Origin of the sequence: Corynebacterium kalidii (assembly GCF_022869005.1) — a bacterium.
Taxonomy (GTDB): domain Bacteria; phylum Actinomycetota; class Actinomycetes; order Mycobacteriales; family Mycobacteriaceae; genus Corynebacterium; species Corynebacterium kalidii.
Genome location: NZ_JALIEA010000012.1, coordinates 306,014 through 320,594, shown reverse-complemented (window position 1 = coordinate 320,594; position 14,581 = coordinate 306,014). Strand labels below are relative to the sequence as shown.

Sequence of the window (14,581 nt, the reverse complement as noted above, 5' to 3'; positions counted from 1 at the left end):
GCCGGTGCCTATACCCCGGCGACGTCGAACAGGGACCCCAAGGTGAAGGTCACCGCGGCCGCGCCCGCACCGATGGCGAGCTGACGTAGCGCCCGCTTCCAGGGCGACATCCCCGACAACAGCCCGACCAGCGCACCGGTGACCAGCAGGACGAGCCCGACCAGGACACAGGCGACGACGATCGCCGGCAGTCCCGCCAACCCGAGGATCAACGGCAGGACGGGCACCAGGGCACCGACCCCGAAACACAGGAAACTCGAGACAGCCGCCGACAGTCCGGAACCACCGTCCTCGGCGACGGCCGCGGAACCGGACGTGTCCCCGGTGTCCCCGGCGTCCCCGGTCTCCCCGGTGTCCCACCCGTCGGCGAGGTCCGCACCGGGCTCCGCACCGTCGGCGACCTCCCCGAGCTCCCGGAGCCGGGACAGCTCGGCGAAGACCTGCCGTGCCTTGCGCCCGGCAGACTCCGCGTCCATCCCGCGGGCCCGGTAGACCAGTTCAAGTTCATTGCGGTCCACGTCCAGCTTCGGCACCGCGGTCCTGGTGTTGGGGTCCGGTGTGGACGCCTCGAGCAGCTCCTTCTGGCTGGTGACCGAGACATACTCCCCGGCCGCCATGGACAACGCCCCGGACAGCAGGCCGGCGATGCCGGCGGTGAGCATCGTCGCCGGTCCGGCACCTGCACCGAACATGCCCAGCAGCAACGCCAGATTCGACACCAGGCCGTCGTTGGCACCGAAGATCGCCGCACGGAAGTCCCCGGACATCTTCGCCCGCCCCCTGGCGGCCAGCCCCCGGACGACTTCGGCGTGGATCGCCTCGTCCGCCGCCATCTGCTCGGTGGCGTCCTCGTCCGAGAGGTAGTGGTTGCGCGACTCCGCCGACTGCAACAGGGCCAGGACGAACACCGAGCCGAACCGCCGCGCCATCCACGCCGTCAGCCGGGTCTTCAGGCCCGCCTGACGCGGCAGGCCGATGTCGTCGCCCAGACGCGCCCGCCAGTACTCCTCGTGGCGTGACTCCGCCTCGGCGATCCCCAGGAGGATCTCGCGTTCCTCGCCGGTCCGTTGGCGGGCCAGTTCGCGGTACACCGCCCCCTCGGCCCGCTCGTCGGCGAGGTACCGACGCCACCGGTTGAGCTGCCGGCGGGTCGGCTCCCCGCTCATTTCACACCGCCGAACCGCCGGTCCCTCCTGGCGTACTCCAGCACCGCCTCCTGCAGGTGCGCGGGGGTGAAGTCCGGGAACAGCACGTCCTGGTACACCATCTCGGCGTACACCGACTGCCACGGCAGGAAGTTCGATGTCCGCTGTTCGCCCGACGGTCGCAGGAACAGGTCCACGTCCGGCATCGCCGGATCACTCATGTACGCCGACAGGGTCCGGTCGGTGATGTCCCGCGGCTTCAGCCGGCCCGCGGCCACCTCCTCGGCGACCGCGCGGGTGGCGTCGGTGATCTCGGCACGCCCGCCGTAGTTGACGCACATCACCAGGGTCATCCTGGTGTTGTCCCGCGTCTGTTCCTCGGCCTTCCTCAGCTCGGAGATCACCGACCGCCACAGCCGCGGCCGCCGTCCCGCCCACACCACGCGCACACCCTTGGCGTCGAGCTCGTCGCGTCGCCGGCGCAGGACGTCCCGGTTGAAGCCCATGAGGAAACGCACTTCATCGGCACTGCGACGCCAGTTCTCCGTGGAGAACGCGTAGGCGGAGAGGTAGTCGACCCCGAGTTCCAGGCATTCGTCGACGACGTCCATGAGGACGCCCTCGCCCCGCTTGTGGCCTTCGGTGCGCGGCAGCCCCCGTTCCTGCGCCCAACGGCCGTTGCCGTCCATCACGATCGCGACGTGGCGGGGAATGAACTCAGCGGGGATCTCGGGTCTACTCACGTCCAATATTCTGCCAGACAGGACGTCACAGGGCGGCGTACGCCCGGCACGGTGCCTCCGTCTGGTTCCTCACGTGGGCGAGGAGCAGTTCGTGGGCGGTCTCCATCACGCGCGGGCCGTCGATCCCCCCGGCGACGTCGAGGACCGCCGCCAGGTCGCCCGGCCGCCCCCGCGACAACAGCCACAGGACCCGGACGGCCTGGGCCGGCGGAGTGAACGCACCCGGCGGACGGCATGACGTGCACACCGCCCCTCCCGCCAGCGGGTGGAAGGCCGAATGCGGGCCGGTCCGTCCGCACTGTGCACAGTCGACGAGACTCGGGGCCCAACCGGCCATCCCCAGTGCCTGCAGGACGAACCGGTCCGCCAGGGTACGCGGCGACAACCCGGCCCCCTCCCCTGCCGCGCGGTGCGCCAGCGCCGCCAACGCCTGGTCGAGTCCGTCGAAGACGTGCCCGGCTTCCTCCACCGCCCCCTGCACGGTGAGTTCGGCGATCTCCAGCATCGCCACCCCCGCGTAGTACCGGTCCACGTCGCTGCTGATCTGCGGGGCGAAGGTGTGCACCGTGACCGCGTCGGTGACGTTCGCCAACCCGCCGTCCGGCTTCGACCGGTTACGGCCCGGGTAGATCTGGACGTTCACGCGGCAGAACCGGTCGAGCCGGGCACCGAAACGGGACTTCGACCGACGGACACCCTTCGCCACCGCGCGGACCACACCGTGTTCCCGGGTCAGGAGGACGACGATGAGGTCGGCTTCCCCGAGTCTGTGGGTGCGCACCACGAAGCCCTCGTCCCGGTACTGGGGACGAGGGCTTCTGGGCATGGTCCCAGTGTACGACCACCGGCCACCTCCGGTGTGGACGAGGTGTCAGAACCGTCCGGTCGGACGTGCGCCCTGTTCCAGCAGCCGCTGGTCGATCGCCTGGGCGGACTGTGCGATACGGATGTTCGAGAGGTAGAACTCCAGCATCATCCGCAGCGTCATCAACGTGAACAGCATGCCGACGGTGATGACGAGGACCCCGAACAGGCCGAGGACGAAGCCGGCGCCGCCGAACTCGCTGGCCGGGGCGATGAGGGCGAAGAGCACGTACCCCACCCACATCAGCGCGATGAACGCGAAGCCGAGCGCGTAGGCGAACTTGATGATCGACGGTGTGGCGTAGCGGGTGAACCCAAAGTCGAACAGCGCCGACACGAAGGAGTCGCCACCGGTGCCGGCACCCGGGGCTGCGGCATAGGCCCCCGGCGCCGGCTCAGGCTGGGGCTCAGGCTGGGGCTGGGCGCCGAAGGCCGGGTACCCCTGACCCGGCTCCGGGGTCGCCCCGGACTGGCTGCTCCACCGGTTGGCACGGTACCCGCCGTTACCGCCGGTGGCGCTGTCGTCGCTGCTGCCGTTGCTGTCGCCGGGGGTGGTCATGAGGATTCTCCTGGAGGGATGTCGGATCGGAACACAACGACCCTATCACCGGGCACTCAGAACCCCAGGCGGCCCAACTGCTTGGGGTCGGACTGCCAGTTCTTCGCCACCTTCATGCGCAGATCCAGGTAGACGTTCTGCCCGACCAGGTCGATCAGGCTCTGCCTGGCGTTGTGGATGATCCGTCCCCACCGGCGGTTGTCCTTACCCCGCAGAATGCGCTTCTGTCCCTCGCGCTCCAGGAAGATCACGGCATGGACGTCCAGCACACCGTCCCGGTCCTGCGACGGGAGCACCTCGTCGATCTGGACGGCGACGGAGTGCGGCAGCTCGTCATGCAGCCCCGACAGCGCCGCCTCACGGATCAGCTCCGACATCCGGGTGTCGCGGTCGTCGTCGGTGACGTGGTCGTCCGGGTAGAACTTCGGCCCCTCGGGCAGCAGGCGGGTGAGCACGTCGAGCAGGACGTCGAGCTGCACCTCGCCGGTGGCCGAGACCGGCACGACCTCTCCCCCGTCCAACAGGTCGTGCAGCGCCATCAGCTGTGCACCGACCTGGTCCTTGGATGCCTTGTCCAGTTTGGTGACGATGCCGACGACCGGGGTCTTCGGCGCCGAGGAGCGGACCGCGTCGAGGATCCACCGGTCACCCGGTCCGATCTTCTCGTCGGCGGGGACGCACAACCCGATGACGTCGACGTCGGCGTAGGTCTCCTTCACGACCTCGTTGAGCCGCTCGCCCAGCAGGGTGCGCGGCCGGTGGAGCCCGGGGGTGTCGACGACGATGATCTGCGAGTCCGGACGGTGCACGATGCCGCGGATCGGGTGACGCGTGGTCTCCGGCTGGTCGGCGGTGATCGCGATCTTCTCACCGACCAGGGCGTTGGTGAGGGTGGATTTCCCGGTGTTGGGGCGTCCGACGAAGCTCACGAACCCGCTCCGGAACCCCTCGGGGGCGCTGAAGTCGACGGGAGCCGCCGCGACGGCGTCGGACGGCAGGTCCGCCTCGTCGGGGAAGTCGGGGAACTCCGGGAACTCCGGGAAGTCGGGCTTTTCACTCATGGTCGGTCCTGTCTCTGGTGTCGTCCGGAACGTCCTCGTCCGGTGTCTGTCCGGACCCCGTGCGGGAGTCCTCGTGAACGTCGTCGTGGGTGGGTGCGGGTGTCGTCGGGCCGGCGACGACCACGGTGCGCACCTTGATCCGGCCGCGTCGGTCGCGACCACCCTCGCAGGTCAGGTGCAGCCCGGCGATGTCGAGCTCGGCCCCCGGCAACGGGACTTTCCCGAGCTGGTAGGCGGCCAGGCCCGCGACGGTGTCGACCTCGTCCAGGATCTCGTCCGAGAACTCCAGGTCGACGTCCTCGTACAACTCGGCCAGGTCACCGAGGCTCGTCCACGCCTCCACGCGGTAGACCCCGTCGGAGATCCTCTCCACGGGGACGTCGTCGCCGTCGTCGTATTCGTCACTGATCTCGCCGACGATCTCCTCCAGGATATCCTCGATGCTGACCAGCCCCGCAGTCCCGCCGTACTCGTCGACCAAGACGGCGATATGCACCTGGTCACGCTGCATGTCCTCCAGGAGGTCGTCGAGGTTGCGGGAGTCCGGGACGAACACCGGCTCGCGCATCAGGTCACGCACCGGGAGCGCGCGTGCCGTGGCGGAGGCGTCGTAGGTGGCGGCCACCAGGTCCTTGAGGTAGACCACGCCGAGGACGTCGTCGACGCTCTCCCCCACGACCGGCACACGCGACAACCCGGAACGGACACACAGGCGCACCGCCTGGGCGGCGGTCTTGTCGTCCTCGATCCACAGGATCTCCGGGCGCGGCACCATGATCTCCCGGGCGGTGGTGTCCGCCAGGTCGAAGACCGACTGGATCATCCGACGTTCGTCGACCTCGACGACGCCACGTTCCTGGGCGATGTCGACCATCTCGCGCAGCTCGATCTCCGTGGAGAACGGACCGGCACGCAGACCACGGCCCGGGGTGACCACACCGCCGAACCAGACCAGCACCCTCGACAATGGACCGAGGACCCTGCGGACCACCACCAGCACCGTCGCCGAGCGCAACGAGACACTGTAGGGGTTGCGACGTCCCACCGTGCGGGACACCACGCCGACGACCACGTAGATCAGCAGCGTGACCACCGTCACCGCGACAGCGACCGACGAACCGCGGTCTCCCAGCACACCCAGGGCGACGACCGTGACGAGCACCGCCGCGGACGCCTCGCAGGCAGTACGCAGCAGGACCAGCAGGTTGATGTAGTCGGGCCGGTCCTGCACGACCCTCAGCAACCGTGGCGCCCCGGGCTTCTCGTCCTTGACCAGGGCCTCCACCCGGGCCACCGACAGTGAGCCCAGGGCGGTCTCCACCGACGACAGCACCCCGGCGAAAGGCAGGACGACCAGCAGCGCCACGACCGCGGAGACGACGACCGCCGCGTCAGTCATCGGTGGGCGGCTCACTGAACGGCGGCGGGACCGGGTTGACCCACCGGTCCGTGCCGGCGTCCGATGCACTGGGGAACGCCGCGGCCCCACTGGGCTTCGGCCCGAAACTGATGCCCCGTTCCGCCTGCGAGTCGTACCAGTTGACGAGGATCTCGTTCTGGAGGGCGAACATGCGCTGCTCCTCGTCGGGAACGGCATGGTCGAACCCGAGCAGGTGGAGCACACCGTGTACGGTCAGCAGGTCGAGCTCATGGGCCAGTCCGTGGCCGGCGCGTTCCGCCTGTCCTCGGGCGAACTCCGGGCACAGCATGATGTCGCCGAGCACGCCCGGTCCCGGAGGCGGGCCGTCCTTACGGCCCCAGCCCGGGGTCAGTTCGTCCATCGGGAAACTCATCACGTCCGTGGGGCCGGGGAGGTCCAGCCACCGCACGTGCAGGTCGGCGATGGTCTCCAGGTCCACGATGTGGATCGACAGCTCCGCGGACGAGTGGACGTCGAGGCTCCACAGCGCGAAGCGCGCGACGTCGATCAGCTCCTCCTCGTTGACCTCGCCGAACCCTGACTCGTTGAATACCTCGATGCTCACCGGTTCTTCCTCTCCTCGCGGTCCTGGCGCGCCAGTTCCGCGTCCGCGGCCTGCTCCGCCTCGTAACGTTCATAGGCCTGGATGATCCGTCCCACCAGGTGGTGACGCACCACGTCGGTGGTGTCGAACTCCGTCACGGTGACCCCGTCGACGCCGGACAGGATCCGGTGTGCCACGCTGAGCCCACTGGCCTGGTGGTGCGGCAGGTCGACCTGGGTCAGGTCGCCGGTGACCACGATCTTCGTCCCGAAGCCGAGCCGGGTCAGGAACATCTTCATCTGGGCCGGGGTGGTGTTCTGCGCCTCGTCGAGGATCACGAAGGCCCCGTTGAGGGTGCGCCCGCGCATGTACGCCAGCGGGGCGACCTCGATGACGCCGGACTCGATGAGACGCGGGATGGACTCGGAGTCCAGCATGTCCCGCAGCGCGTCGTAGAGGGGACGCAGGTACGGGTCGATCTTCTCGCCGAGCGTGCCGGGCAGGAAGCCGAGCTTCTCGCCGGCCTCCACGGCCGGACGGGTGAGGATGATCCGGTTGACCTCCCGCTTCTGCAGCGCCTGCACCGCCTTGGCGACGGCGAGGTAGGTCTTGCCGGTACCGGCCGGGCCCGTGCCCACGACCACGGTGGAGGCGTCGATGGCGTCGACGTAGCTGCGCTGGCCGACGGTCTTGGGGCGGATCACCCTGCCCCGGTGTTCGACGATGACCTCGCCGGTCACCGACGCCATCCCGCCCGACGGGACGGCCGCGTCCGCCGGCAGCGACTCGCGGGCCTGCGCGTCGGCCCGTCGGTCCGTCTCGTCGACGAGGTCGATGGTGCGACGGGTGAGGTCCGGGCTCACCTCCGAACCCCGGGCGGCCATGGCCTCGAGCTCACGCAGGACGCGGCGGGCACGGGCCACCTGGGACGCCTCACCGCGCAGGGTCACGTGGTTCCCCCTGCTGAGCAGGTCGGCGTCGATATGGTCCTCGATGATCCGGAAGTTCTCGTCGGCGAGCCCCGACACCGTCTGCGCGGTGTCCGGGTCGAGTTCGACGGAGGTGGAGGCGATACGTCGTGGTGGTTGCTTCAAGATACTTCCGGATTCTCCTGTGACGGTAGGGGGCACGTGGCCACGTGCTGATACATGAAGCTTAGCGTCCCCACCGTGAGGTGAGCACCCCGACAGCTCCCAGTGCCACCGCGGCGGCCGTCGCGGTCCGCAGCACCTCGGGCCCGAGGACGACGGCCTGACCAGGCTCACGTCCGGGACCGGCGGAGGTGACCGCGTCGATCTCACGGTCGCTGACACCGCCCTCCGGCCCGATGACGAGGACGACCTCGTCGACGTCGAGGTCGACCTGCGCCAGCGGCGTCGCCGCCTCCTCGTGCAGGACCAGGATCCGCACCGTAGGGTCCGACGGCCCCTCCCACGGCCGTGCGGCGAGGTGGTCGTGCAGGTCGCCGATGTCGGTGAGCAGGTCACCGACATGGGCCCCGGAGAGCCGCCGCGACTGCTTCATCGCCGCCACAGCCGTCGCCGTCCACCGTGCCCGGGCCTTGTCGGACTTGTCCGACTTCCCGCCGGTCCAGCGCGCCACACAGCGGTCCGCCTGCCACGGGATGATCCGGTCCGCGCCGGCCTGGACGGCGAGGTCGACCGCCAGCTCGGCACGCTCCGACTTCGGGATCGCCTGGACCACCGTCACCCGGGGGCGGGGCTCACGTCCGGCGATCCGGTGGGTGCCGGCGACGGTACCGCCGCCGTTCCAGTACCCGGCGACCCCGGTACCGGAACCGTCGGTCACCACCACGGCCTCCCCCTGCCGGATCCGCTTGACCGAGGCGTGGCGGGCCTCCGCGTCAGGGAGGGTGAACGTGCCGGTGTCCCCGACCCGGGCCAGCTGGGCCACGAGGTCGGGGACGACGAAGACCGGGTCCGTCACCGGTTACCGTCCGAACTTCTGGCGGAGCCGGGAGAACAACCCGCCGGAGCGCTCGTCCGCGCTGGACTGCAGGCCGGCGACCTGCTTGGAGGCGCCGCGGAACTGCTCCAGCAGGTCCCGCTGCTTCTTGTCGAGTTCCGAGGGAACCGTGACGTCGACATGGGCGATGAGGCTGCCGTGGCCTTCCCGGCGCAGGTGCGGCATACCCTTGCCCTTCACCCGCACCACGGCCTCCGGCTGGGTACCCGGGTCGACGGTGACGGTGGCCACCGTGTCGTCGAGCAGCGGCACCTCCACCGTGGTCCCCAGTGCCGCGTCGACCATCGGGACGTTCACCGTGACATGCAGGTCGTCGGCGTCACGCAGGAAGTACGGGTGCTCCTTGACCTGCACCTCGACGTAGAGGTCGCCGGCGGGACCGCCGCCCGGGCCGACCTCGCCCTCGCCGGACATGCGGATCCGCATACCGTCGCGGATGCCCGCGGGGATCTTGACCTCGATGTCCCGGCGTGCACGCACCCGGCCGTCGCCGGCGCATTCCTGGCAGGGGTCCTCGATGATCTCGCCGACACCCTGGCACCGCGGGCAGGCCCGGGCGACCTGGACACGTCCCAGGATCGACTGCTGGATCTCCATGACCTGGCCCTGACCGTGGCAGGTCGGGCAGGTCACCGGGTCCGACTTCGACTCCGAGCCGGAACCGTCGCACTCCTCGCACAGGACGGCGGTGTCCACGGTGACGTCCTTGGTGACACCGGCGAAGCACTCGTCCAGGGTGAGCTGGAGGCGCAGGAGGGCGTCGTTCCCGGGCCGCACCCGCGACACCCGCGGTCCGCCGCCCGCACCACCGGCACCCCCACCGAAGAAGGCGTCGAAGATGTCCCCGAATCCGCCGCCGCCGAAGCCACCGGGGCCGCCGGCACCGGGCCCCTGCTCCTCGGGGTCGCCGCCGGCGTCGACGATCCGACGCTTCTGCGGGTCGGTCAGGACCTCCTGCGCCAGGGACGCCTCGCGGAACTTCTCCGCCGCCTCGTCGGACGGGTTGACGTCCGGGTGGTACTTGCGGGCCAGGCGTCGGTAGGCCTTCTTGATCTCGGCGTCCGACGCGTCACTGCCGACGCCGAGAATTCCGTAGTAGTCACGTGCCAAGGTGGCTTATTCCTTCTCACCGTAATCGAAGTCTGTCCGGGGCTCGGGGCGAGTCCCGGAAATCACCCCGACAAGTGTAGTACGTCCTACTCTCCGGCGAGAATGCGGGAGACGTAGTGCCCCACCGCCTGCACGGAGCTGATCGTTCCCGGATAGTCCAGGTAGGTCGGCCCCAGCACACCCATGCCCCCCATCACACCCTCGCGGGTGCCGTAACCGGTGGACACCACGGCGGCGGACTGCAGCTCGGCGGTGCCGTTCTCCTCACCGATGGTGACGCTGACGCCGTGGTCACGGGCCGCCGACAGCAGCCGGAGCACCACGACCTGCTCCTCCAGGGCCTCCAGGACGCTGTCCAGGTCCCCCGCGCGCACCAGGTTCGGCGTCCCGGCCAGGATCAGCCGGTCGGTGGGACGCTCCAGCATGGTCTCCACCAGGACCGTCGCGCACGCCAACGCCGGTGAACGCAACGTCGGCGGCACCCGCTCGTCGTCGCCGGCCGCCATCTCGGCGATGGCCGCCGACGCGTCGTCGAGGGTGTGGCCGACCAGGGTCTCGTTGATCAGCTGCCGCAGTCTCGGCAGGTCCTCCTCGGCCAGCGGTTCACCCAGGTCGACGTTGCGCTGCTCGACCTGGCCGGCGTCGGTGATCAGCACCAGCAGCAGCCGGCTGTCGCCGAGCTGCACGATCTCGCAGTGCTTGACCTGCCCGCGCCTGAGGTCGGGGATCTGGACGACAGCCACCTGGCGGGTCAGCTGGGCGAGCAGCTGCACACTGCGGCGCAGCACGTCCTCCATGTCGACCCCGTCCTCCAGGAAGCCCAGGATGGCCCGACGTTCCGCACGGCTCAGCGGCTTGACCTGGGCAATCCCGTCCACGAACGTGCGGTAGGCCTTCTCGGTGGGGATCCGTCCGGAACTGGTGTGCTGCTGGATGATGTAGCCCTCCGACTCCAGCACCGCCATGTCGTTGCGGATCGTCGCCGACGACACCCCCAGGCTGTGACGCTCGACCAGGGCCTTCGACCCGACCGGCTCGTGGGTCGCGATGAAGTCGGCGACGATGGCGTGCAGCACGTCGGCCCGTCGTCGCTCCGTACCGCTCATCGCCTTGCCCGCCATCCGGCCCACTCCTCTCCTGCTGTCGCTGTGGGTTCTGCCGCCATCATTATGCCACCGGACCCCCGGACACGTCCTCCGCGAGCAGGATGTCGGTGATGATCCCGTCCGCCAGCAGGCGTCCACGGTCAGTCAACCGCGTCCGTCCTCCGGCGCGTTCCAGCAACCCCAGCCCGACGTGCCGCTCCACCGCACCGGCACCCGCGGCGAGGAGCTCGTCCGGCAGGCCTTCACGCAGACGCAGTCCCAGCATCACCCGCTCGGTGTGCAGGTCACCGGTCGACAACGGCTCGACCGTCGCCACCGGGCTCGTCCCGGCGCCGAGCGCCTCGGCGTAGCGTCGCGGCAACTTCGCGTTGACCAGGCGCGTCACCCCGCTGGCGTCGACGACACCGTCACGGTCCACACCACGCCCGCTGGCCGGGTCGTCCACCAGCCGGACACAACCGTGGGCACCGGGACCGGCACCCCACCACTGGCCGGAACGCCAGTAGACCATGTTGTGGCGGCACTCCCCGCCCGGGCGCGACCAGTTCGACACCTCGTACCACTGCATCCCCGCCGCACGCAGCGCCGAGTCGATCATCTCGTAGCGGTCGGCGTAGACGTCCTCGTCCGGTTGCGGCAGCAGCCCCTTGCGCACCTTACGGGCCATCGCCGTGCCGTCCTCCACGATCAGTGAATAGGCGGAGACGTGGTCCACCCCGGTGGACAGGACCCGGTCGAGGGTGAGCCGGAGGTCGTCGTCGGTCTCGGTGGGGGTCCCGTAGATCAGGTCGAGGTTGACGTGCTCGAAGCCCGCGGCCAGCGCCTCGCCGGCCGCCTCGGTGGCCCGCCCCGGGGTGTGGGCGCGGTCCAGGACCTTCAGGACGTGCCCGGCGGCGGACTGCATCCCCAGGGAGATGCGGGTGTAGCCCGCCTCCAGCAGGGCGTCGAAGAACGCCGGCGAGGTCGACTCCGGATTCGACTCGGTGGTGACCTCGGCTCCCGGTGCCAGGCCGAGCGTCCGCTTCACCGCAGCCAGAATCCGGACCAGGCCGTCCGCCCCCAGCAGTGACGGCGTCCCGCCGCCGAGGAAGACCGTCGACGGCGGGCCGCTGCGGTCCCAGTCCGCTGCGGCGAGCTCGAGCTCCGCCTCCAGCGCACCGAGGTACGTCGACATCGAGGAGGACCCCGATTCACCCGGGGTGTACGTGTTGAAGTCGCAGTATCCGCACCTCGTGCTGCAGAACGGCACATGGATGTACAGGCCGTACCGGTCGTCAGGAATGGAGGTCATTGGCACCATGCTATCGGTCCGGCGGCACACCACCGAACCGGTCCGCCGACCGAGTCGGTACCCGGGGACGGCGAGGGGTCAGCCGGCGGCGACGCGGCGCGTACGGATCTTCGCGAGCACCTGCTCTACCCGGGCACGTTCAGCGAGGAACCGGGGTGGCGCCTCCCCGCGCAACTCCGCGACCAGCGCCGGGTGCTCGCCGATGACCTCGGCGCGCCACCGGGTGACGAGCTCGCGGGCGTGTTTGTCCGCCCGGGCCAGGGACTGCGGCAACAGCACGCTCTGCTCCTCGACCGCCAGACGGGTCTGCTCCACCGTCCACTCAGCCAGGTCCTCGAGCAGGTCGGTGAGCTCGGAGTTACGGCGCCGCAGGTTCACCCGCAGCGTCGCCGTGCTCACCATCGGCGACGGCGCCGCCTCCACCGGGGTCACCGCGTGGTCGCGCAGGAACGACAGCGTCCTGCCCGGGTGGTTGTCGACGACGGTGGACGCCGACAGGGACCCGGAGCGGATACCGGAGACGAACGCCTGGCGCAGGCCGTTGAGTTCGGCCAGGGCGGCGCGGACCTCCGAGCGTCCCTGCGCCACAGCCTCGGAGAGCTCCAGCAGACAGTCGTCCACCAGCTCCTCGTCCCAGTCCGCCATGGCCTCGGCGAGGTTCTCGACGAGTTCGGCGACCTCGTCGCCGATGTCGTAGACACCCTGGGTGAGCTCGCGCAGTCGCAGGCGGGCGGCGTCGTGCACGTATGGCTCCTCTCAGCGGCGTCACGGAACTCGTCGGCGGCATGTCAGGGGTCGCGACTGAAAGACAGTGTAGGACACGGAGAACCCCGACCCAGGGAGGCTGGGCCGGGGCTGTGGCGATAATTGGGAGGGCGCCGGACACTCCCTGGTCCGGGCCTACTTCGAGGTGTAGATCCAGGCGATGTCGTCGGCGAAATGCTCCGACACGGCGTGCCGCTTCACCTTCATCGAGGGCGTGACCTCGCCGTCCTCCTCGGTGAAGTCGCGGGCGCAGATGCGGAACTTCTTGATACCCTCCGAGTGCGAGACCGTGTCGTTCGCCTCGTTGACCGCGTCCTGGATCTCGGCGCGCAGCACCGGGTTCTTGGCCAGTTCCTTGACCGGGGTGTCGGCGTTGATCCCGTTGCGCCTGCGCCAGCCGACGAGGGCGTCCTCGTCCAGGGTGATCAGCGTGCCGACGAACTTCTCGTTGTCGCCGACGACCATGGCCTGGGAGATCAGCGGCGCCGACCGCAGGATGTCCTCCAGCGGCCCCGGGGACACGTTCTTACCGCCGGCGGTGACGATGATCTCCTTCTTCCGGCCGGTGATCTTCAGGTGCCCGGTGGGCAGGAGCTCGCCGAGGTCACCGGAGATGACGAAGCCGTCCTCGGTGAAGGAGTCCCGGGTCGCCTCCTCGTTCCTCCAGTAGCCGTCGAAGACGACCGAGCCCTTCATGAGGATCTCGCCGTCGTCCGCGATGCGGATGGTGTTGCCTCCGACCGGCTTGCCGACGGTGCCGATGATGTTGTCCGGCTCGAAGTTCACCGCGATCGCCGCGGTGGTCTCGGTCATGCCGTACCCCTCGTAGATACGCACGCCGATACCGCGGAAGAAGTGCATCAACTCCGGGTTGAGGGCGGAACCACCGGAGATGCAGTACTGCAGCTCGCCACCCATCGCCGCCTTGACCTTGCCGTAGACCAGCTTGTCGAAGACGGTGCGGCGGATCTTCTGCCCCAGCGTCGGCCCGGACGCGGTGTCCAGTGCCTTGGAGTACTCCACGGCCGCCTTCTCCGCCAGCGGGAAGATCTTCGCGCCGACACCGCCACCCTCAGTGGCCTTGGCCTTGACACCGGCGTGGACCTTCTCGAAGACCCGGGGCACACCCAAGATCAGGTGCGGCTGGGAGCGCTGGAACTCCGGGACCAGCGTCGACATGTCCGCCCAGTGGGACTGGGTGGCCTCACCGAGGGTGCAGGCCAGCGAGACGGCACGGGAGAGCACGTGTGCCAGGGGCAGGAAGGTCAGCGTCCGGTTCCCCACCACCGCGATTCCGCCGATGGGGTTGGTCAGGATGGCACGCACCTCGCCCAGCCAGTTCGAGTGCAGCAGGCGGCAGCCCTTGGGGCGTCCGGTGGTGCCGGAGGTGTACACCAGCGACGCGAGGTCGGACGACGTCGTCCGGGCGATGCGCTCCTCGACGACGTCGTCGGACAGGTCCCGTCCGTCGGCGACCAGGGTGTCGACGGCGCCTTCGTTGAAGGACAGCACGCGGGTGAGGTGTGCGGTCCCCTCCACCGGCTCACCCTCCTTGACGAAGGTGCGCAGGCGGGTTGCGTGCCCGGACTTCTCGGCGATACCGAGCTTCGCGCCCGAGTCCTGCACGATCCACTCGCACTGCGAGGTGGACGACGACGGGTAGATCGGCACCGACACCGCTCCCGCGGCCATGATGGCGTAGTCGAGCAGCGACCATTCATACCGGGTGTCCGACATCAGCGCGACACGGTCACCGAACTCGACGCCGTTGGCGATCAGCCCCTTGGCGACGTCGTAGACCTCTCGGAGAAACTCGTCCGCCCGTACGTCGACCCACTCGAACTTCCGGGGACGGCTGTACAGGATCGTCTGGGGACGCTTCAGGGTGTTGTCCCTGAGCACGGTCAGACAGGTCTCATTCTCGCCGACGGTGTACAGCGCCTCCGAGGAGTACTCCTGCATGTCTCTCCAATCAGTGTGATATCAA

At 69.4% G+C, this 14,581-nt stretch carries 14 protein-coding genes; all 14 read right to left on the bottom strand.

The window, feature by feature from the left end; all coding sequences use genetic code 11:
- Positions 1-8: 8 nt before the first annotated feature.
- Entirely contained in the window at positions 9-1,166 is a 1,158-nt protein-coding gene (locus MUN33_RS07245; RefSeq protein ID WP_244804232.1) for a VIT1/CCC1 transporter family protein, read from the bottom strand.
- Entirely contained in the window at positions 1,163-1,834 is a 672-nt protein-coding gene (locus tag MUN33_RS07240; RefSeq protein WP_244804430.1) for an isoprenyl transferase, read from the bottom strand. Before MUN33_RS07240 ends, MUN33_RS07245 begins: the two co-directional genes overlap by 4 nt.
- A 79-nt stretch (positions 1,835-1,913) precedes the next feature.
- On the bottom strand, positions 1,914-2,714 hold the full coding sequence (gene recO / locus MUN33_RS07235; RefSeq protein WP_244804231.1) for a DNA repair protein RecO: 801 nt from the start codon (positions 2,712-2,714) through the stop codon (positions 1,914-1,916).
- Positions 2,715-2,759: 45 nt separating this feature from the next.
- Entirely contained in the window at positions 2,760-3,311 is a 552-nt protein-coding gene (locus MUN33_RS07230; RefSeq protein ID WP_244804230.1) for a DUF4282 domain-containing protein, read from the bottom strand.
- 56 nt (positions 3,312-3,367) lie between these two features.
- Complete coding sequence (gene era, locus MUN33_RS07225) at positions 3,368-4,372, bottom strand: GTPase Era (RefSeq protein WP_244804229.1); 1,005 nt, start codon at positions 4,370-4,372, stop codon at positions 3,368-3,370.
- On the bottom strand, positions 4,365-5,771 hold the full coding sequence (locus MUN33_RS07220) for a hemolysin family protein (protein ID WP_244804228.1): 1,407 nt from the start codon (positions 5,769-5,771) through the stop codon (positions 4,365-4,367). The genes era and MUN33_RS07220 overlap by 8 nt, the downstream gene beginning before the upstream one ends.
- The gene (ybeY, locus tag MUN33_RS07215) at positions 5,764-6,357 is read right to left on the bottom strand and encodes an rRNA maturation RNase YbeY (RefSeq protein WP_244804227.1); all 594 of its coding nucleotides are present in this window, start codon (positions 6,355-6,357) and stop codon (positions 5,764-5,766) included. The genes MUN33_RS07220 and ybeY overlap by 8 nt, the downstream gene beginning before the upstream one ends.
- Positions 6,354-7,430 (bottom strand): PhoH family protein, encoded by a 1,077-nt coding sequence (locus MUN33_RS07210; protein WP_244804226.1) that lies wholly within the window; start codon positions 7,428-7,430, stop codon positions 6,354-6,356. The genes ybeY and MUN33_RS07210 overlap by 4 nt, the downstream gene beginning before the upstream one ends.
- A 61-nt stretch (positions 7,431-7,491) precedes the next feature.
- The gene (locus MUN33_RS07205) at positions 7,492-8,283 is read right to left on the bottom strand and encodes a 16S rRNA (uracil(1498)-N(3))-methyltransferase (protein ID WP_244804225.1); all 792 of its coding nucleotides are present in this window, start codon (positions 8,281-8,283) and stop codon (positions 7,492-7,494) included.
- A gap of 3 nt (positions 8,284-8,286) precedes the next feature.
- Positions 8,287-9,432 carry a molecular chaperone DnaJ gene (gene dnaJ / locus MUN33_RS07200; protein ID WP_244804224.1) on the bottom strand — a complete coding sequence of 382 codons (1,146 nt, stop codon included), beginning with the start codon at positions 9,430-9,432 and terminating at the stop codon, positions 8,287-8,289.
- 86 nt (positions 9,433-9,518) lie between these two features.
- On the bottom strand, positions 9,519-10,553 hold the full coding sequence (gene hrcA / locus MUN33_RS07195; RefSeq protein ID WP_244804223.1) for a heat-inducible transcriptional repressor HrcA: 1,035 nt from the start codon (positions 10,551-10,553) through the stop codon (positions 9,519-9,521).
- Positions 10,554-10,599: 46 nt separating this feature from the next.
- Positions 10,600-11,829, bottom strand: coding sequence for a radical SAM family heme chaperone HemW (hemW, locus tag MUN33_RS07190; protein ID WP_244804222.1), 1,230 nt, complete (start codon positions 11,827-11,829; stop codon positions 10,600-10,602).
- 78 nt (positions 11,830-11,907) lie between these two features.
- On the bottom strand, positions 11,908-12,573 hold the full coding sequence (locus tag MUN33_RS07185; protein WP_244804221.1) for a hypothetical protein: 666 nt from the start codon (positions 12,571-12,573) through the stop codon (positions 11,908-11,910).
- 156 nt (positions 12,574-12,729) lie between these two features.
- Complete coding sequence (locus MUN33_RS07180) at positions 12,730-14,556, bottom strand: AMP-dependent synthetase/ligase (RefSeq protein WP_244804220.1); 1,827 nt, start codon at positions 14,554-14,556, stop codon at positions 12,730-12,732.
- Between the last annotated feature and the right edge of the window lie 25 nt (positions 14,557-14,581).